This is a genomic window from Patescibacteria group bacterium (genome assembly GCA_004297215.1).
In the GTDB taxonomy this organism is placed as follows: Bacteria; Patescibacteriota; Patescibacteriia; order UBA9934; family GWF2-40-263; genus 2-01-FULL-63-20.
On record SCUM01000001.1, the window covers coordinates 823,778 to 842,311 of the forward strand.

Consider the following 18,534-nt stretch of genomic DNA (forward strand, 5'->3'; position numbering starts at 1 on the left):
CGAAGACCATGAGCGGTTCAATATCACACAACGCCCGCCCTTCGACAGGCTCAGGGCATTCGACTACCTCATAAAAAAGACAACGGTAGTCGAATGGTCGGGCTGGCCGGACTTGAACCGGCGGCCTCCTGCTCCCAAAGCAGGCGTTCTAGCCAACTGAACTACAGCCCGAAGTGCGCGAACGATAACAAAAATCCCTTGCTTTCGCAAGGGATTCTCGTCTAGTACGGGAACCGGATGTCTGGTTCGATCCCCAATGCCGTGCCGACGGCATAGGTGCTGGCAAGCCGCGTCGAAATGGTCACCACGAACTCGCCGCGGAACCGCATCTCACTGAAGGCCGGGATCGCGCGCGTGACGGCGTCGTCCACGTACACCACTTCGCCGGACGGCAGGGAGCCCAACGTTCCGTCCGGATGCGCCTCGTCGGTGAGCTCGGCGCCGACGACGTAGTTGCGGAAGAACGTGTCCGGGATGTCGATCACGCGTTTGGCCCAGTCAGCGCCATAGAGCTCGCGGGCGACCTCCTCCGAGGCGATGGGGCGCAGGATGGATCCCGGTTCCACGGCGTACACTTTTGGATCGGTCATGAGCTTCACGAGATACGTGCCCGCGCGGACGGTGACGTTCTTTCCGAGCTGGTAGGAGGCGAGATGTTCCGGATCGATGAACGCGACGTCCGAGAAGTCCGCGTACCAGGAGCGATAGACGGTAAGCGACGGGAACGCATGGCGCATGCCGTCGCCGCCGATCGCGTATACGGCGCTGTCCATGTCCGTCGTCGGATCCCCGTCGTCGGGGAGCTTCACGAGCAGTCCGCGCGTCCCCGCCGTTTCGGGTTCTTCCGCCGCCGGCAAGTCTTGCGCCGGAGTTCCCGCCGTCCCCGCGGACTCGACCGCGTCCAGCTTCCAGCGCTCCTCGCGGGTGCTGGTGAGCCGTACGAAACGATAGGGGGTCGCGAGGTCGTAGGGCACGACGAAGCTGGTTTGCGAGAGCGGGACCGCCCCCGCCACCTCTTTGACCTCGTTGCCCTCCGCGTCAAGGAATTCCGCCCGGTATTGGGCGCCGAACTCCAGGAGCACGTCGTACACCGTGAGCGCGCCGATCCCTTCCTCGCCTTCACCCAGGTCGAGCGTGAGCGTGGCGTCCTTTTCAAGGAAATCGGCGTACGCTTGGTCCGGCCCGCCCAAGGCATTGCCTGGGGAGAGTACGCCCCTTGATACTTGGGAGAAGGCGTCGGCGTACCGGTCGCTTTGCGCGGCCGAGGCGGCCAAGGGAAGCAGGAGGGAGGCCGTGACGAGCGCGGGGAAGAGTCGATTCATACGATGGACAGGATAGCAGACCTCTCATCCAAGCGGTAGCCGCAGGCTTGACCGTTTGGCTCGGATTTCCTAAACTATCGGCACATTACGGGCGTGTAGCTCAGTTGGTTAGAGCGCGACACTGATAATGTCGAGGTCCCAAGTTCGACTCTTGGCACGCCCACCATTCGACTCACTGCGTTCGCTCATGGTGTTCCACCATCTGACTCACTGCGTTCGCTCATGGTGTTCCACCATCTGACTCACTGCGTTCGCTCATGGTGTTCCACCATCGTGAGGAGAATGTCCTGAGCTTGTCGAAGGACATGCGGTATACTGGGAGGATATGACCGACATCAGCAGCCTCGATATCCTGATCCGTCTCGTGGTGGCCGCCTCGCTCGGAGCCGTCATCGGCCTCGAACGCGAGTACCGTCACAAGCCGGCCGGGGTACGCACCGACATCCTGGTCGCGCTGGGCACGGCCGTGATGACCATCGTCTCCGTCGAGATCGCGAGGTTTTCCGACTCCTCCTCGGCGGTGGACGTGAGCCGCGTCGTGAGCCAGGTGCTTCCGGGCATCGGCTTCATCGGCGCCGGAACCATCCTGCAGGCCAAGGGCCATGTGGAAGGGCTCACGACCGCGGCGAGCATCTGGCTCGTGGCCGGAGTGGGGATGGCGGTCGGTCTCGGGCTGTTCCCGCTCGCGGTGATGGCGACGGCGCTCGGCGTGGGGTCGCTCATCCTCCTGCACGTGGTGAAGCTCCCCGAGGACGGGGGAAAGGACAATTGAGAAGCGTCTGCCGAGGTAGCTCAGTGGTAGAGCGCAGGCCTGAAGAGCCTGGCGTCGTGGGTTCAATTCCCACCCTCGGCACCAAAAACACCCCGACATCATGTCGGGGTGTTTTCGTTTATCATCTGGGTGATTGCAACGTCTCAAGGTTCTACTACTGTCAATCAGTGTTTGAGACTGATCTCGACCTAGGACTGACCCCGACATGACGTCGGGGTGGTTTCCCTGGTAAAGGAGGTGATCCACCCACAGCTTCCGCTACGGGTGCCTTGTTACGACTTCGCCCCTATCATTGGTTTTGCCTTCCGCCGCCCTACGGCGACGTTCGGGCACCCCCAACTCTCTTGGCGTGACGGGCGGTGAGTACAAGACCCGAGAACGTATTCACGGCCACATAGCTGATTGGCCGTTACTAGCGATTCCGGCTTCACGAAGGCGAATTGCAGCCTTCGATCCGAACTGAGATCGGCTTTGAGGATTAGCTCCGCATTGCTGCTTGGCAACCCATTGTACCGACCATTGTAGCACGTGTGTAGCCCTGGACGTAAGGGCCATGCTGATTTGACGTCATCCCCACCTTCCTCCTTCTTACGAAGGCAGTCTCCCGTGACAAGTAACACGGGACAGGGGTTGCGCTCGTTACCCCACTTAAGGGAACAGCTCACGCCACGAGCTGACGACAACCATGCAGCACCTACCTAGCACCCTCGAAGGCGGCCACCGTTTCCGGCGGCTTGCAGCTAGATTTCAAGCCCAGGTAAGGTTCCTCGCTTAGTGTCGAATTAAACCACATGCTCCACCGCTTGTGCGGGTCCCCGTCTATTCCTTTGAGTTTTAACCTTGCGGTCGTACTTCCCAGGCGGAATGCTTAACGCGTTAGCTTGGTTCGTCGACACCGGGAGGGTCGATACTCCCGATATCTAGCATTCATCGTTTAGGGCGTGGACTACAGGGGTATCTAATCCCTTTCGCTCCCCACGCTTTCGTCCCTGAGCGTCAAGACTGTTCCAGTACATTGCCTTCGCCTTTGGTGTTCTTGCTGATATTAACGCATTTTACCGCTACACCAGCAATTCCATGTACCTCTCCCAGCTTCTAGCCGCGCCGTATCACACGCCGATCTCGGGTTGAGCCCGAGGATTTGACATATGACGCACGCGACCGCCTGCGGACCCTTTACGCCCAATAAATCCGGATAACGCTCGAGGTCTCTGTATTACCGCTGCTGCTGGCACAGAGTTAGCAACCTCTTATTCTTAGGGTACCGTCATTTGTTCGTCCCCTATAAAAGCCGTTTACGATCCGAAGACCTTCATCCGGCACGCGGCGTCGCTCCTTCAGACTTTCGTCCATTGAGGAATATTCTCGACTGCAGCCACCCGTAGGTGTCTGGGCAGTGTCTCAGTCCCAGTGAGCCGGGTCACGCTCTTACGCCCGGTATCCGTCATAGCCTTGGTGGGCCGTTACCTCACCAACTAGCTGATAGAACATAGGCCCCTCCCGAAGCGCCGGAGCTTTCATCCCGACGTTTACCGTCGGGACCATATCGCGTATTAGTCCCGGTTTCCCGGGGTTGTCCGCGACTTCAGGGTAGGTTACCAATGCGTTACGCTCCCGTCTGCCACTTCCCATCGTTGATGTAATCGCCTATGGGTCGTGCGACTTGCATGCCTTAGACACGCCGCCAGCGTTCATCCTGAGCCAGGATCAAACTCTCAGATTAAACCCTTCGATCGCCTTGCGGCGCCTCAGGGCTCTGCGATATCGAAGTGCCGGCACTCCCGTGAGGGAGTCCTGCACATCTACGAGACGTTGCAATCACCCAGGAGACAAATCCCTTGGAATGAAATCTCGTGACCCTTGACTCGTGTATTTATTGGCGTCTTACAACTTGAGTTGTACGACATCTGATTCGATTTTGAAGGCGCGCGCCCTCAAGGGTCAATGGAAAACTCATTCGGGGCAAGCCCTCGAATGAGTCCGTTTCCTTGGATCCGCTTGTGAACTTCGTGGCGGTATCTTAGTGGGGTCGCGAAACCCTGTCAACCCCGACGTCCCTGGAGGCAGGGAGTCGGGGCTCCGACCCCGGAAAACCGGGCGTCGGAGGAGCTTTTGGGGGAGGGGGTGTGGAAGGGCTGGGGAGGGCCGAATTCCGGCCTTCCGTGCTATCATTCCCCCAATGTCATTAACCAAGGAGGATATGATTCCCAAATGGAAAGAGAACAGGCCAGCCAGCCTCGCGCTCGTCCTGCTGTGCGCGTTCGGCACGATGTTCCTGTGGGCCAAGACCGACCTCGCCATGCGGCAGGCGCGGCAGGTGGGCCGGCCCGAGCCGCTCGAACATGTCATTTCCGTGGAGGGGACGGGCAAGGCACTCGGGAAGCCCGACATCGCCACGGTGTACTTCGGCGTGGAGAGCCGCGGCGCCGACGTGGCCTCGGCGCAGACGAAGAACACCGAGAGCATGAACGCCCTGCTCGGCAAGATGAAGGCGCTCGGGATCAGCGAGGATGACATCCAGACATCCTCCTACAATTCTTACGAAGACATCGAGTACACCTCATCGGGCCGTCAGCCCAAGGGATGGGTGGTGAGCCAGCAGGTCACGGTGAAGGTGCGCGACGTGGCGAAGATCGCCTCCGTGCTCCAGACGGCCGGACAGAACGGGGCCACCAATATTTCCGGTCCCTCCTTCACGATCGACGACCCGAGCAACCTGCTTGCCGAGGCGCGCGAAAAGGCGCTCAAGGACGCCCAGGAGAAGGCCGTGTCGCTGGCCGCCACGCTGGGGGTCCGGCTGGAGCGCGTCGTGGGCTACAGCGAATATTCCGGCGGCGGGCCCGTCCCGTACTATGACCGCGCCATGTCCGCCGGCTTTGGCGGGGGGATCGAGGCGCCCAACATCCAGCCCGGTCAGAACGAAGTGAGCCTCAACGTGAGCGTGACGTACAAGCTGGTGGACTAAAAGAAGGACCCCTCCCTTCGCGAAGGGAGGGGTTTTCTATTCCTCCGGTTCCTCTCTCCACCCCTTTTTCACCTCGGACGCCTCGATGTCCTCGTCCTCCCAACCGAAGTGATGCGCGATCTCATGCCAGAGCGTGCGGCGGATCTCCTCCCGCACCTCCTCATGGGCGTCGCCGCACTCGTCGAGGATGTCCTCCATGAACAGCACGACCTTGTCGGGGAGGGGAGCGACGTCCATGTCGGAGCGTTCCACTTGCGGGACGCCAATGTATTCGCCCAGGCGGTCGCCGTCCGGGCTCTCGTCCTCGATGACGATCGCGACGTTGTCGAGCTCGGCGATGACATGCTCGGGGAGCAGGTCGAAAGCTTCTCCGGCAAGGCGTTCGAATTCTTCGCGGGTCATAGGATTCTGTCTTTGCGAGAAGGCCTCAGCCGACGAAGCAATCTCCCGGAAGGTTGCTTCGCCCTGACGGGCTCGCAATGACAAGAAATGGAAATTGACAGTCGGTTTACCTCGGCGATACCATATTCCCTGCTAACTAAGCAAGGCCGAATCAGATGTCACTGATATGGAACGCGACCAGGAATTCGTCGAGTACGTCATCAAGGCGATCGTGAACAAGCCGGACGAGGTGAAGACCGAACGCACGGTGGACGAGCGCGGGGTACTCATCACGCTCCACGTGAACCCGGAAGACATGGGGTACGTGATCGGCCGCCAAGGCCAGACCGCCCGTTCGGTGCGCACGCTCCTGAAGATCGTCGGGGCCAAGAACGACGCGCGCGTGAACTTCAAGATCCACGAGCCGGAGGGTTCCCGCCGCATGCGCATCCCGCGCGAGGACATGGAAGCCGCCAACGCCCCGACGGGCGAAGCGTCCATCGACGACCTGGGCATCTAGACAAGACGTTCGTGAAAATCGACTACGGGGTAGTCGATTTTCGTTGGGACATCTACGATGCGTTGGTGGCTGATGCCGTTGGTATGCAATTGAATTACGAAAAGCTTGATGTCGTTCGGATGGCGCGTTTGCTGTGCATCGATGTTTACCGTCGGACGAAGTCGTGGCCGGGCGATGAGCGCATGTTAGGGGGATTGGGTCATCAAGTGCGGCGCGCATCCGTTTCCGTCTGTCTGAATCTTGCGGAAGGGAGCGCGGGTACCTCGGCCGACTTCGCTCGTTTTGTCCAGATTTCTACAAAATCGCTCGTGGAGGTACGAGAGTCATTGATGTTAGCAGCGGAGCTCGGATTTCAGCCGTACGATGATGCTATTGAAGAAACGCTTACAACCCTGTATTTTAAGCTGATTAACTTAAGGAGGGTTTTGCAGACCCAGCCAACCCGCGCCCGCCAGACAAAAAGCGAAATCCAACAAACACAAAGTACGAACAGCCCGTAGGGCTACCAACGCCGAAGGCACCAACATCTATGCCCAACCACAAACCTCGCCGCTTCGACATCCTGACGATTTTTCCCGAAGTGGTCGCCCCGTACGCGGAGGCGTCCATTTTGGGTCGGGCGCAGAAGGGGAAGCTCATCAAGGTCGTCGCGCACAACCTGAGGGACTGGTCGACGGACAAGCATCGCAAGGTGGACGACACGCCATATGGCGGAGGCCCCGGGATGGTAATGAAGGTGGAGCCGATTGAGAAAGGGGTGAAGAGCTTGAGGAGCTTGAAGGGCTTGAGGGGGAAGAAGGTCCGGGTGATCGTGACGAGCGCGTCGGGGAAGCCGTTCACGCAGAAGGACGCGAAGAGGTTGGCGAAGTATGATCAGCTCATCTTCATCTGCGGCCGCTACGAGGGGATTGATGCGCGCGTCGAGGAACATGTCGCGGATGAGGCGTTCTCGATTGGCAACTACGTCCTGACCGGGGGAGAGCTTCCGGCCCTGGTCATGATCGACGCGATCGCGCGGAACGTCCCAGGCGTGCTTGGGAAGAGGGAATCGCTCGCCGAGGAATCACACGGGGAGGAAGGGCTGCTCGAGTATCCGCAATATACAAAGCCGGAGGCGTACAAGAAGTGGAAGGTGCCGTCCGTGCTCCTGTCCGGCAATCACGCCAAGATCGAACAGTGGCGCAAGGCAAAACAGAAAACCGCCCGGTAAGGGCGGTTTCGTTTCAGGCGGCGAGGTCCTTCGCTTCGCTCAGGATGGCTTCTACGAAGCCACTTTGGCCTTCTCTTCGGCCATGGCCTTGGCGCGGGTCTTCGAGATATGGGTGACGCTGTGCTTCTTGCCCTCGACCAGCTTCTGGTCGACGAACAGGTTCCACACGGTGTCGGAAGGCTGGGCGCCCTTCTCGAGCCAGTGCTTCACCCGATCGGCCTTGAGCACGATCTCCCGCGGATTCGCGTGCGGGTTGAAGTGCCCGAGGATCTCGATGGACTTGCCCCACGGATCCTTCAGCTTGTCTTGGACCACCAGGCGGTAGCTGGGGGCGTTTTTTCGTCCCACGCGGGACAGGCGGATAGTGACCATGTGAGTACGGTTATCAAATCATTGAGCGTGATCTGACAGTGGAGCGAGTGTAGGGGAGCGCACCGGGATTGTCAACGCCGTGCCGTGCCGGCGTCCGTCACCTCCTCGAGCTTCACGGAAATGAGGTTGCTGACCCCGTCGTCGCCCATGGTGACCCCGTAGAGCACGTCGGCGCGCTCCATGGTGGCGCGGTTGTGGGTGATGACGATGAATTGGGAGAGCTTGGACAGCGTCTCGAGGATGCTCGCGAAGCGGAAGGTGTTGGCCTCGTCGAGCGCGGCATCCACCTCGTCGAGCAGCACGAACGGGGCGGGGTTCACGCTCATGATGGCGCACACGAGCGCGATGGAGGTAAGCGCGCGCTCGCCGCCGGAGAGCAGGTTGAGCGCCTTGAGCTTCTTGCCCGGGGGCGTGGCCTGGATGTCCACCCCCACCACGCGGTCCTCGCGCTCCTTGAGCTTCTCCTTGATGTCGGCCTTGGCGTCCTCCTCATGCTCCACGCGCTCGGCCGCCACCGTGTCCTGGCTCACGCGGTCGGGGGTGACGCCAGACTTGGAATCTGGAATCTGGGAGCTGGAATCTTCTGCTTCCACCTCTTCGCGCGTGAGTTTCACGAGCCCGCAGGACCCGCCGCCGAACAGCACCTTGAAGTATTTCTGGAACTCCTCGTTGATGGCCCTGAACGCCTTTTCGGACTGGCCTTTGATCTGCCGGTCGAGCTCGTCGAGCACCTTCTCGGTGGAATCCACGGCTTCCTTGAGGTCCTTCACCTGGGCGTCGAGGAACTCGAAGCGCGACTTGGTGTCCTCGTACTCCTTCACGATCTCGGGGTCGATGCCGCCGATGAGCTCGAGCTTGTAGCGCAGGCGCTGGATCTCGGGGTAGAGCGCTTCGGTGTCTGCTGTCGCGGCCGGACGCGTGGCGCGAATCGAGCCCCCCGCATCTTTGACGGCCTCGTCCATCTCGCGCGCGAGGTTGGCGCGACGCTCCTCAAGGCGCGCGAGTTCGATCGAGAGGCCGTTGCGCTGGTTTTCGACGAGATGCACCTGCGTCTGTTTCGTGCGAAGCTCGCGTTGCAGGTCAATGAGCTCGGTACGCACGGCGCGTTCCGATTTCGCGCTCGATTCCATCTGCCTTTCGACGTCCGCGAGTTCGCCCTCGACCGTCTTCAGGTCCTCATCGAGCTCGAACAGGCGCTTCATGTGCGCCGGGTCCGGCTTCACGTCTTCCGGCGCCGGGCGCTGAAGGCGGCCGACGAGCTTGCTCGAGCGGTCGAGCACGCGATCGATTACCACCCCAAGCTCCTCAAGCTCCTCAAGCTCTCTTATCTCCTTCACCCGCTTCAGCACCGACCGCTGATCGACCACCAATCCGTCCAATTCGGAAATGATCTTCGAAAGCGGCAGGGGAGCCCAATTGGACTGCGCGCGTACCTTGGCGAGCTCCATCTCCTTTTGCACGCCGAACGACTCGTCGCGCACCTTGCTGCGGCGTTTTTGCAATTCCTGATATTTCTTTTGGAGCGTCACGAGCCCGTCATCCGGGCCTTCCTTGGCGCGCTCTTCCTTTTCGATCTCAAGCACGCGTGCCTCAAGCTCCTTCATGCCCGCCGCCGCGGCAGCCACCTGGCCCTGCAGCGCGTCGTGTTTCTCCTTCGTGGCGCGCAGATGATCCTCAGTGTTCCACCACAAGGTGCCGTAGTAGGCGCGTTCGGCCTCGCGCAGGGCGGCCTCCACCTCGGCGCGGGCCTCGAGGCGCGATACCTGGCGCTTGAGGCTCTTGAGGCGCGGTTCGATCTCGCCAAGGAGCATCCCGACTTCCGACAGGTTCTCGTAGGTGCGCTTGAGCTTAAGCATCGCCTCGTGGCGCTTGATCTGGAGCGGGCGCACGCCCGTGGCGTCGTCGAAGAACGCCTTGCGCTCCTCGGGGGAGGACACGAGGATGTGGTCGATCATCCCCTGACCGATCACCGAGTAGCTGCGCGTGCCCACGCCCGACTGCGCGAGTAGGAGCTGGATGTCGGCGAGGCGTGCTGGCGCGTCGTTCAGGAGATATTCGCTCTCGCCGTCACGGTAGAGGCGCCTTGTGATCGCCACCTCGGCGTAGTCGATGGGCATGGCGCGGTCGTGGTTGTCGAGCGTGAGGGTGACCTCGGCGAACCCCGAACGCGAACGTCCTTCCGAACCCGAAAAGATCACGTCTTCGCCCTTCTTTCCGCGCAGGAGCTTGAGCGACTGCTCGCCCAGCACCCATCGGATGGCGTCGGCCACGTTCGATTTCCCGCTTCCGTTGGGCCCCACCACAGAGGTCACGGGGAACCTGCCGTCGGACGGAGGGAGGAAACGCAGGGTGGTCTTTACCGCGAAGGTCTTGAATCCTTGGAGGGTCAGTTCTGTCAGATGCATAACTGCGGGGAAGTATACCACCATTCGATTTCATGTTCATTTTGACCCAAGATGAGCTAAAAAATTAGGTATCACAATTTGTGATACCCAATTCCGAGAAGATGGGCATGAGACGTTCACCCCTCGCCTTGTTCTCCGAACCGGAACCGTCCAAGGACGAGATTGGTTTTCGGGCGTAGGCAAATTCCGAGGGTTTCGAACCCGACGCATTCGGTCGGGTCGCCGACCTCCGAAATACCGGAGCGTCGGCGTTGACAAAAGCCCGTTTTCATGCTATTTTCAACCGTCGTTCCTTAGAATGGATCATCGTCGCCTGCCTGCCGGTAGGCAGGTTGATAGTGGCGTTTTGAGGCTGGATCCGGCCCCAGGACGCCACTCTCAACGGTTATAGGCATGGTCCGCGGGGCGCATGGGGCGTTCCTGCGGGCTGGTCATGAGGTGGCGCGAGGTACGAGATGACGAACGTGTTTCTCAAACAGGCCGCGGAGTTCTTCGAGCGGTTCTTCCGCTTCGGGGGAACGGTCCCTATGGTGCTCAAGCTCCTTGGCGACGACGAGTCGATGGAGTGGCTGGTGAAGTCGCTCAAAGAGCGGCTCGAAGTGAACCCCTTCGAGCAGACCGTCGAGGAGCAGCTCTCGGCCATGCGTAAGCAGAATGCCGAGGGCAACTGGGGCATCTCCGAGGAGACGCTCGCCAAGCTCGCCGAGTCGGCACCGGCCTGGCCCAAGGGTCGCGATGCCTACCGCTCGTTCCGCATCCGCTTTGGTGAAGGGAATGATGGCGTGGCGCAGACCTTCGAGGCGCATGCCGCGGCCATGAAGCGCGTGCACGGCGAGAAGTTGTGGCGGTGGGAACTGCTCCACTCCGGCAAGGTGCCGTACAAGGGCAAGGACGTGGAGCGCCTCAAGCTCCACGCCGGCAACCACACCCACCACGCCGTGGTCGAGTGGATCATCGTGAACGACCTGTCGGCCAACCGCAAGCGCAAGGACGTCACGTCGGTGCGCGGCCCCAAGTCCCTCGCGGACGAAGGTATCGTGCTCGCGTGGCTGTTCCCCAAACGCGTTCAGGCCATCGACTACGACACGTGGTGCGCCTGGTTCTGCGGCGGCTACGAGTCGAACGTCCCCGAGGACGGCGACGAGGAGTGGCAGGGCGTGGTGATCGTGTTCCGCGATACCGCTTCGGGCGGGGTGCTCCTGGGCGCCCGTTGGCGCGGCAACGACGACCCGGACTACTCCGTTCCTCCCCTCGGGTAGTGCTCGGGACTCGAACGCTTGGCGCTCGATGGATCTTGGACCTTTGGTCCTTGGTCCGTCGAGTGCCTTTTCGTTTGGCGGGTGGATTTGGCGGTCGCGTACGTTGGGAGGTTGAACTTCCAAGGTTGAACCTCCCATGGTTAACGGGATGATTGACCGGCTTTCCTTGCCGCGGTAGAGTGTCCGATCCTTATGGAAGCCTTCGTGCACCAGCGCATCCATGACACGCTCAAGGCAGCGAAGAAGCCGCTGCTCGTTTGCGACGCGCGCATTGACGGGGACAGCTTGGGGAGCGCCTTGGCCGTGGCGGACTGGCTCATGAAGGAAGGGAAATCGCCGCGCGTGTTCGTCGTGACTCCTGTCCCGGAGAGTTATCGGTTCTTGCCGCATCTGGAGCGGACGACGAGCGACCAAAGCGTGTTCGCGGACGTGCAGCTCGACGCGATCGCGTTCTTCGACTGTTCGCGTCAGGAGTTCGCGGCGGAGCTGCTGAAGCCCGTCCCGGGGCGGCCCGCCATCATCAATATCGACCATCATTCCACAAACCCGCGGTACGGCGACGTGAACCAGGTACTCACCGACGCGCCGGCCACGGCCGAGGTGGTGCACCGGTTCTTCAAGGAGAACGGCATCGTCCCGAGCAAGGAAGCGGCGCTGTGCCTGCTCGCCGGCATCTACTTCGACACCACGGCGTTTTCAAACGGGGCCACGTGCGAGCGCGCGTTCCTGTCGGCGGCGGAGCTCGTGCGATGCGGAGGGAAGCCCAAGGACGTGATCCGGGCGCTCATGTACAACCGGCCCATGTCGGCGTTGCGCGCGTGGGGGACGGCGCTTGAGCGCCTCCGCGAGCTCCCGGGCACGGGCTGGGTCGTGACCCACGTCACCCTCGCGGACCTCGCCGCGCACGGCGCCACGGACGACGACCTGCAGGAGTTCTCCACCTTCCTTGCCATGATGATCGACGCGCCCACCGTGGCCGTGCTGCAGGAGGCGCCGGGCATGGTCAAAGTGAGCATGAGAAGCCACGGCAGCGACGTGTCGGCCGTTGCCAGGCGCTTTGGCGGGGGAGGGCATGTGAAAGCCGCCGGCTGCCGCATGAGCGGCGTTACCCTTGAGGAGGCGGAGGAGTGTCTAAAAACGGAAATATGTAGGATGTAGGATGTAGAATGAATCATCCTCAGTCCCATCCTTCATTCTACATCCTACATTCTTCATAAAACCTTATGGATACCCCTACCGCCAACTATCTCATCCCTACGGTCATCGAAAAGACGCACCAGGGCGAGCGCGCCTACGACATCTATTCGCGCCTCCTCAAGGACCGCATCATCTTCCTCGGCACCCAGGTGGACGACACGGTGGCGAACCTCATCATCGCCCAGCTGTTGTTTCTCGAGAGCCAGGACAAGACCAAGGACATCAAGCTGTACGTGAACTCCCCGGGCGGCTCCGTCACGGCCGGGCTCGCCATTTACGACGCCATGCAGTACGTGAAGCCGGACGTGTCCACTATCTGCGTTGGCATGGCGGCCTCGATGGGCGCGGTGCTCTTGGCCGGCGGCGCAAAGGGGAAGCGCTTCAGCCTGCCCAACTCCGAGATCATGATCCACCAGGTGCTGGGCGGGTTCCAGGGCCAAGCCACCGACATCCACATCCACGCCACCAGGATCCTCAAGATCAAGGATCGGTTGAACGAGATCCTCGCGACGCACACCGGCCAGAAGAAATCGAAGGTCCAAGAGGACACGGAGCGCGACAACTTCATGGACCCGATGGACGCGAAGAAGTACGGGCTGATCGACAAGGTGATCACGACGCTTTAGCCGGTCCTGACAGCCAAAATCAATGCTTTTCTAAGAAAACACACAGGCCCTGGCCTGTGTGTTTGTTCGGGATAACATCGGGATGGTGCAGGACGTTGACAAATATCCGTGTCACCCGTAAAGTAGCGAGTCAATCGTTCCTTCTCTTTGCAACCTTCCCCCGTCAGTGACGATAGGGGATAGAGAACCCGCCTTCGCCAAAGGCTACGGCGGGCAAACAAAAAGGCCCGTTGCAATCAGTGACCTGCAGGCACGACAAGCATGGGATTTCATTTCGTGGGTGTTCTGGCTAACGCTCGACCACCCCACGACTGAAATTTCTTGCCTGCAGTTCACTCGTTACAACGGCCTTTTGCATTCCCGGGGTATCTCGGGAGTTCCTTCGCCGCTGATGCGTCTCAGGATGACCAGACCCTCTGCGGGTATGGTCATTTTTTGTTTGTGTGCGTTGGATGCCATGTGCAGGAGCGTTGCCGGAGAAGCGACGCCGCTGACAGGTCATCCATGATGATACGCCTTCTGTTTCATGCGACAAGCGAGAGATGTGGATAAGCGTGTTTCGGAAGTGCGGAACGTATGGAGACACGGAATAGATGGAATCACGGAGTGACGGTCGGCGGAGCGGTGACCGCGCCTCCCGCGTCGATGGCCCCCGTCGGCGCCTCGACGCTCGATGCGCCGGTGCCCACGAGACAGATTTTCGGGAGCGGACGATAGTGCGAGGCGAACTCGGTCTGTTCTTCCGTCCCGTCGGGACGCGCGATCGTATACAGGAAGGTGGTATCGGCGCCGTTGTGCGGGGACTGGCATTGCTGCTCTCCGGCGGGGAGGCTTTCGGTCGGGGTGTCCACCTGGTCGCCGAACGGGATCCATCGGATCACCTTGGGCGGGGTGTAGGACCCTTTCCGGCCGTCGGAGGTTCCCCAGAAGTGGAAGTCGAGCGTCTGTTTCGTCTCGTCCATGAATGCCTGGAACAGGACGTAATGGCCCGTGTCATTCGTGAACTTCAGGTCCGGCGCCGGTTCGTAAATGGTGGCGTCCGTCCCAGGATTGCCGTTGCTCGGATCGCCGTAATAGGAGATCACGAGGCTGTGGTTGCGTCGCTCCACCACGGGGAGGCCGGAATTCATGATCGTTCGGAACGTGGTGGTGCCGATCTGGCACAGCCCGCCGCCGAGCTCGGGCGTGATCTTGTCCCCCTTGATGACCAGTTCGGCGAGATAGCCGTTCGCGGCATCGAACGGCTTGAGCGCGTTGATGAGCGAGAAGGTCTCATCGGGCGCGATGAGCAGGCCGTTCAGGAGCTTCACCCCGTTCTTGATGTTCTTGATGCGGTTCTTCGGGCTCCCTTTGAAGCTTGATGTCCCCGTGCCGAGTTCCGCGACGATGCCCAGGTCGTCGCCTTGAGAGGTTTGGACGCTCGGCTCGGTATCGATGAGAACGATCGAGGTCTCTCGTCCCTCCTCGAACACCCCGACGCTGGCATCGTTAAGGTCGCTCTCGAACCGTTCCTGTGTCAGACGCCTGTCGATGGCGCGTCCGGCTTGGCTCGTCGCGAATTCGGAGACTTTGCCGTCCACGATCTGGAACCGGGCGTTGCGCGCCGGTATCTCCACGACCTTCGCGAGCTCATCGAGCTCCTTGCCGAACGCTTCCTCATCCACCCCAAGGAAGACATATCCGTCCTGCAACCTCGGGACGAGCATGCGGGAGAGCTTCGCGGCGTTCATGCTCCAGATGACGGGATGTTCCTCCGTCCCTTGTTCCGCATCCTCCAGCTTAAAGGGGAAGGGAGCGCGCGCGAGGGCGTTTTCCGCCTGTTCGAGCCGCATGCGGACCGCTTCGGCTTCGATCGTGGGCCGCATGGCGGTCATGGAAAGGCGGACCGGGGCCGGGGAGAGCGAACGGAGGGCTTCGGTGAGACGGGGGACGAACGTATCGAAGTCGAACGTGCGGCCGACGGCGCCCTCCACGACGTCCGCCTGCCAGCCGTCGCGCTCTTCCGTGAATGAGAACGAAGCTTCCTTGAACGGGATTTCCAGGTCCGGGAAGGCGGCGCGGACGTTCGTCTCCACGTTCTCACGGGTGAGGGCGACCGGAACGTCGATCCGTCGCATGGGCCCGAACAGTCGCGCGCGCATGAGCAGCAGCACGTCGAGCGCCGGGGACTCGGAGCGGCCGTAGGCGAGCGCCGCCTCGGCGCCCGCGCTCACGTCAAACGTCACGTCCTCGGTGGTGTCCCCGCTCATGAAGGTGATGAGCGGGATGACGGCATGCCTGCCATCAAGGTCGATGGGAACGCCTTCTGCCAGGCGTCGGTCGACGGCGCGTTGCACCGCCTCGACCGCTTCTTCGCGCGTGAGACCGCCCACGGGCACGCTGCCGATGCTCACCCGCGGGGCGATGCGGCCGTCGTACGACTGCGCCCACACGGCCGACGTGACGACGGCGGCGCCGAGGGCGAGCAGGAAGGACACGACGGCCGCCGCGGTCGTCGTCCGCCAAAAGAACAGTTTCTTCAGCGCATCCTTCACACGTTCCGGTCCACGACGTTGATATGCGCCCGCGCTTCGGCTTTCGGGAGCGTGATCGTGAGGATGCCGTTGCGCAGCGAGGCGTCGGCTTCGTCGGGCCGCACGGCGCATGGGAGCATGACGGAGCGCGAGAAGCTCCCCCAGAAGCATTCTTGCACGTGCACGAGCGCCTCCGGGTGGTCGACGTGCCCGTGGGAGCGGCTGCCGCGGATGGTGACCGAATCCTCCGTGACGTTCACATCGAGCTCGTCGGCGGCGAGCCCGGCGATCGCCGAGCGGATCACGAGCGTGCGCGGGGTCTCGAGCACGTCCACGGAAAGCTGTCCCTCCTCGGGCTTGAGCACCGCGTCGGCAAGGGCGTCGATATAGGCGTGGTCTTCCACGTGTTCCATAGGGAGAGAGGGCGTTAGGCGAGATGGCGCTGCCGGACGTACTCGTACATCGGGCCGGCGGTGAATCCGACGACGGCCGCCCAGAGGAGTTCCGAGATCGGGATGCCGGCGAGCAGGATACCGGAGAGGTTTTCGGCGCTCCAGAACGCGGCCGCCGCTTCCGGGAACAGACGGACGAAGAATACCTGCTCCACGGAGAATACCAAGGCGGCGATCACGGTGCCGGTGACAAGGGCGTCGAGCAGGAGGTCTTTGCGGTCGGCGACGGCATGGAGCCCCATCATGACGCCGGAAAGGGCGAGCGCCGGCACGGGAGGGATCGCGAGCGTGAGCTGAACCGCCACCGCGACGAACAGCCACGCTCCCGCGACGATGAGCAGGGGCGCGACGAACGACAGCGTCGCCGATCGGATGCGCAGTCGCGCGCCGCGCCAGGCGGCGATGCGGGCATGCCCGGCAGCTGCCGGGGCATGCAGCGCGAGATGGCAGGCGACGGCAGCGATGCCGAACATCGCGGCGGAGAAAACGAATTCGGCGATGCCCGGCGAAACGGACGCCTGCGCGGAGCCTGAACGATGATCCGCGGCCACGAGCGCGAGGGCGGTGGGGGAGAGGATGAGGCCGAGCGCGGACATCGCGAGCTGCTCGAGGCGGGTGCGCTCGGAAACGACGAACAGGAACGCCCAGATGACGAGCATGGCGAGGGTGACGTAGGCGAACGGGGGCATATCTGCGTGAATCCTACCGCGTTCCGCCTCCGGTTCCTAGACGTCGCTTGCATGTGGATAAGGTCATTCGTTGTTGGGGATGTTTTTTTGGAGTACCATGTACGCATTGTGGCACCCCATATCCACAGCCCGAATTTTTTCGAGTGGGCCCGACGAGTGGTAGGCGTGCTGCTGGTGACCGGAATGATTTTCGGTCAGATTGGCGTTGCACATGCGGACGTGCCGCGCATCATCAGCCATCAGGGACGTTTGCTTGATTCCGCGGGAGATTTGCTTGGCGGATCCGGCGGGACCGATTACTGCTTCCGCTTCTCGATCTTCGACGACGCGACCGTGGGAGCGCCCGACAGCCAGCTGTGGCCCGCGGGCACGCCTTCCAACATGACCGCGGAGGTCACCCAAGGCGTGTTCAACGTGAACGTGGGCGACACCGGGGCCGGCGGCGACCTCCTGGACTTCAACTTCGAGGACGATGACGACGTGTACCTGAACGTGCAGGTCGCCACGCAGGTGGGCGGGAGCTGCGCCGGCGGGGACGAGTCGTTTGAGAACCTTTCCCCGCGCCAGCGCATCACCTCCGCGCCTTACGCCATCAACGCGCGCACGGTTGGCGGGTTCACGCCGGCCCAGAGCGCGGACGGCGACGAGATCCCGGTGCTCACCTCGGGCGATCTCGTCTTGGGCGACGCCGCTCCTAACGTCACGGCCACGGGCGCCACCGCGCTCACCATCCAAGGGGCCGGCGCCACGGGCGCGGTGCAGTTCTTCTCCTCCGCCAACTCGCTCGACTCCTCGGGCAATTTCACGATCGACGGGGCGCTCACGGCCGACGGCCTCACCATGAACGCCGCCGCCACGTTCAACGCGGACGTGGATTTCACGTTTGCGGGTACCGAGAACGTCGGCCTTACGTCGGATTTGGGCGGCACAGTGAGCATGCTTTCGCTCACGGGCACGCCAAGCGCCACGGCCGGGACCACGCGCGGCATCGCGATCGGCCAGGCGAGCAGCGCGAACACGAACGGCCTGGACGCCGCCCTCCTTATAGACAACGCGGACGCGGATCTCGCGATCGGGGACGCCATCCTCATCACCAACACGGGCGGGGGAGGATATACGGACCTCCTTGATTCGCCGACGCTCGACATTTCCGGCGCCGGAGCGATCACGGGCGCGACCGGCATCGCGGGCAGCGGCACCTGGGACACGAGCGGCGCGCTGGAGGGCGGCACGGTCAACGCCGTCACCTCGCTCTCCACCGCGGGAACCGTGCGCCTGGACTCTTCGGGTAACCTCACGAGCATCGGCAACCTCACCGCGACCGGGGCGATCACGGTCTCTTCGACCGGGGCGACGAACGACATCATCCTGGATTCGGCCGACCTTGTGATCGTGCAGGACGACCTCACGGTGAACGCAAACCTCGCCTTTGGCGCGGCGTCCCCCGCGATCGCGATCCCGAACACCGACTCGCTCGTCGTGACCGACGGCACTAACACGCTGCTCACCGTTACCGACGGGGGGACCGTGGGGAACGTCTCGGTCACGGGCACGCTTGGCGCGGGCGCCACCACCGTGTCCTCGCTCACGGTCGGCACCATCCTGCTTTCCGCGGTCGGGACCTCCAACAGCACCTCGGGCGCCAGCCTCGTGGGCGTGTTCGACGAGTTCACGAACTCCTCCGCCACGACGGTGCAGGACGTGCTCGACGACCTGGACGCCGCGATCGGTGCCGGGGGGTCCAAGTGGACCGACGACGGCACCTTCACGTACCTCTCGAGCGCCACCGACGACCTGGTGCTGGGCGGCTCCACCGTGGCCGGCGCCTCCTTCTTCTTCGACGAGAGCGCG

Annotated in this window: 16 protein-coding genes, 3 tRNA genes and 1 rRNA gene; 11 read left to right on the top strand and 9 right to left on the bottom strand. The window is 62.1% G+C overall.

The window, feature by feature from the left end; all coding sequences use genetic code 11:
* Positions 1 to 94: 94 nt before the first annotated feature.
* Positions 95 to 171, bottom strand: a tRNA-Pro gene (locus EPO34_04055).
* Positions 172 to 221: 50 nt separating this feature from the next.
* Positions 222 to 1,322 carry a hypothetical protein gene (locus EPO34_04060; protein ID TAK04286.1) on the bottom strand — a complete coding sequence of 367 codons (1,101 nt, stop codon included), beginning with the start codon at positions 1,320 to 1,322 and terminating at the stop codon, positions 222 to 224.
* 89 nt (positions 1,323 to 1,411) lie between these two features.
* Between EPO34_04060 and EPO34_04065 the strand changes: the two genes are divergently transcribed.
* From EPO34_04065 to EPO34_04075, 3 genes are all read left to right on the top strand, one after another.
* Positions 1,412 to 1,488 (top strand) — tRNA-Ile (locus EPO34_04065).
* A gap of 159 nt (positions 1,489 to 1,647) precedes the next feature.
* Positions 1,648 to 2,094 carry an MgtC/SapB family protein gene (locus EPO34_04070; GenBank protein TAK04287.1) on the top strand — a complete coding sequence of 149 codons (447 nt, stop codon included), beginning with the start codon at positions 1,648 to 1,650 and terminating at the stop codon, positions 2,092 to 2,094.
* A gap of 9 nt (positions 2,095 to 2,103) precedes the next feature.
* A tRNA-Phe gene (locus tag EPO34_04075) sits at positions 2,104 to 2,178 on the top strand.
* Positions 2,179 to 2,324: 146 nt separating this feature from the next.
* On the opposite strand, the gene EPO34_04080 is transcribed toward EPO34_04075, so the two are convergent.
* Positions 2,325 to 3,811: ribosomal RNA gene (locus EPO34_04080) — 16S ribosomal RNA — on the bottom strand.
* Between the two features lie 462 nt (positions 3,812 to 4,273).
* Here EPO34_04080 and EPO34_04085 point away from each other — a divergent pair.
* Positions 4,274 to 5,059, top strand: a complete 786-nt coding sequence (locus tag EPO34_04085; protein TAK04288.1) for a DUF541 domain-containing protein — start codon at positions 4,274 to 4,276, stop codon at positions 5,057 to 5,059.
* Between the two features lie 36 nt (positions 5,060 to 5,095).
* Here the strand turns inward: EPO34_04085 and EPO34_04090 are convergent, their stop codons facing one another.
* Positions 5,096 to 5,461, bottom strand: a complete 366-nt coding sequence (locus tag EPO34_04090) for a metallopeptidase family protein (GenBank protein ID TAK04289.1) — start codon at positions 5,459 to 5,461, stop codon at positions 5,096 to 5,098.
* A gap of 166 nt (positions 5,462 to 5,627) precedes the next feature.
* Between EPO34_04090 and EPO34_04095 the strand changes: the two genes are divergently transcribed.
* Genes EPO34_04095 through trmD form a run of 3 tightly spaced genes read left to right on the top strand, consistent with a single transcriptional unit; the run spans position 5,628 to position 7,170 of the window.
* On the top strand, positions 5,628 to 5,960 hold the full coding sequence (locus EPO34_04095; GenBank protein ID TAK04290.1) for a KH domain-containing protein: 333 nt from the start codon (positions 5,628 to 5,630) through the stop codon (positions 5,958 to 5,960).
* An 11-nt stretch (positions 5,961 to 5,971) separates the two neighbouring features.
* Positions 5,972 to 6,460 (top strand): four helix bundle protein, encoded by a 489-nt coding sequence (locus EPO34_04100; GenBank protein TAK04291.1) that lies wholly within the window; start codon positions 5,972 to 5,974, stop codon positions 6,458 to 6,460.
* A gap of 29 nt (positions 6,461 to 6,489) precedes the next feature.
* Positions 6,490 to 7,170: a tRNA (guanosine(37)-N1)-methyltransferase TrmD gene (trmD, locus tag EPO34_04105; protein TAK04292.1), complete on the top strand. Its 681-nt coding sequence runs from the start codon at positions 6,490 to 6,492 to the stop codon at positions 7,168 to 7,170.
* Positions 7,171 to 7,221: 51 nt separating this feature from the next.
* Here the strand turns inward: trmD and rpsP are convergent, their stop codons facing one another.
* Together rpsP and EPO34_04115 are read right to left on the bottom strand one after the other, a co-directional pair.
* Positions 7,222 to 7,542, bottom strand: a complete 321-nt coding sequence (gene rpsP / locus EPO34_04110) for a 30S ribosomal protein S16 (protein TAK04293.1) — start codon at positions 7,540 to 7,542, stop codon at positions 7,222 to 7,224.
* Between the two features lie 71 nt (positions 7,543 to 7,613).
* Positions 7,614 to 9,971: a hypothetical protein gene (locus EPO34_04115; protein TAK04294.1), complete on the bottom strand. Its 2,358-nt coding sequence runs from the start codon at positions 9,969 to 9,971 to the stop codon at positions 7,614 to 7,616.
* 440 nt (positions 9,972 to 10,411) lie between these two features.
* On the opposite strand from EPO34_04115, the gene EPO34_04120 reads away from it, so the two are divergent.
* The 3 genes from EPO34_04120 to clpP all read left to right on the top strand — a co-directional run bounded on the left by EPO34_04120 (position 10,412) and on the right by clpP (position 13,029).
* Complete coding sequence (locus EPO34_04120; GenBank protein ID TAK04295.1) at positions 10,412 to 11,206, top strand: hypothetical protein; 795 nt, start codon at positions 10,412 to 10,414, stop codon at positions 11,204 to 11,206.
* Positions 11,207 to 11,398: 192 nt separating this feature from the next.
* Positions 11,399 to 12,364, top strand: a complete 966-nt coding sequence (locus EPO34_04125) for a hypothetical protein (protein ID TAK04296.1) — start codon at positions 11,399 to 11,401, stop codon at positions 12,362 to 12,364.
* Between the two features lie 65 nt (positions 12,365 to 12,429).
* Complete coding sequence (gene clpP, locus EPO34_04130; protein ID TAK04297.1) at positions 12,430 to 13,029, top strand: ATP-dependent Clp endopeptidase proteolytic subunit ClpP; 600 nt, start codon at positions 12,430 to 12,432, stop codon at positions 13,027 to 13,029.
* 599 nt (positions 13,030 to 13,628) lie between these two features.
* Here the strand turns inward: clpP and EPO34_04135 are convergent.
* Genes EPO34_04135 through EPO34_04145 form a run of 3 tightly spaced genes read right to left on the bottom strand, consistent with a single transcriptional unit; the run spans position 13,629 to position 16,683 of the window.
* A complete protein-coding gene (locus tag EPO34_04135) occupies positions 13,629 to 15,713 on the bottom strand; it encodes a hypothetical protein (GenBank protein ID TAK04298.1) in 2,085 nt (694 codons plus the stop codon).
* Entirely contained in the window at positions 15,560 to 15,955 is a 396-nt protein-coding gene (locus EPO34_04140) for an Hsp20/alpha crystallin family protein (protein ID TAK04299.1), read from the bottom strand. The genes EPO34_04135 and EPO34_04140 overlap by 154 nt, the downstream gene beginning before the upstream one ends.
* A 14-nt stretch (positions 15,956 to 15,969) precedes the next feature.
* Positions 15,970 to 16,683, bottom strand: a complete 714-nt coding sequence (locus tag EPO34_04145) for a hypothetical protein (protein TAK04300.1) — start codon at positions 16,681 to 16,683, stop codon at positions 15,970 to 15,972.
* A 108-nt stretch (positions 16,684 to 16,791) separates the two neighbouring features.
* Between EPO34_04145 and EPO34_04150 the strand changes: the two genes are divergently transcribed.
* Positions 16,792 to 18,534: hypothetical protein (locus EPO34_04150; protein TAK04301.1), on the top strand; the 1,743-nt coding region annotated here is incomplete at its 3' end.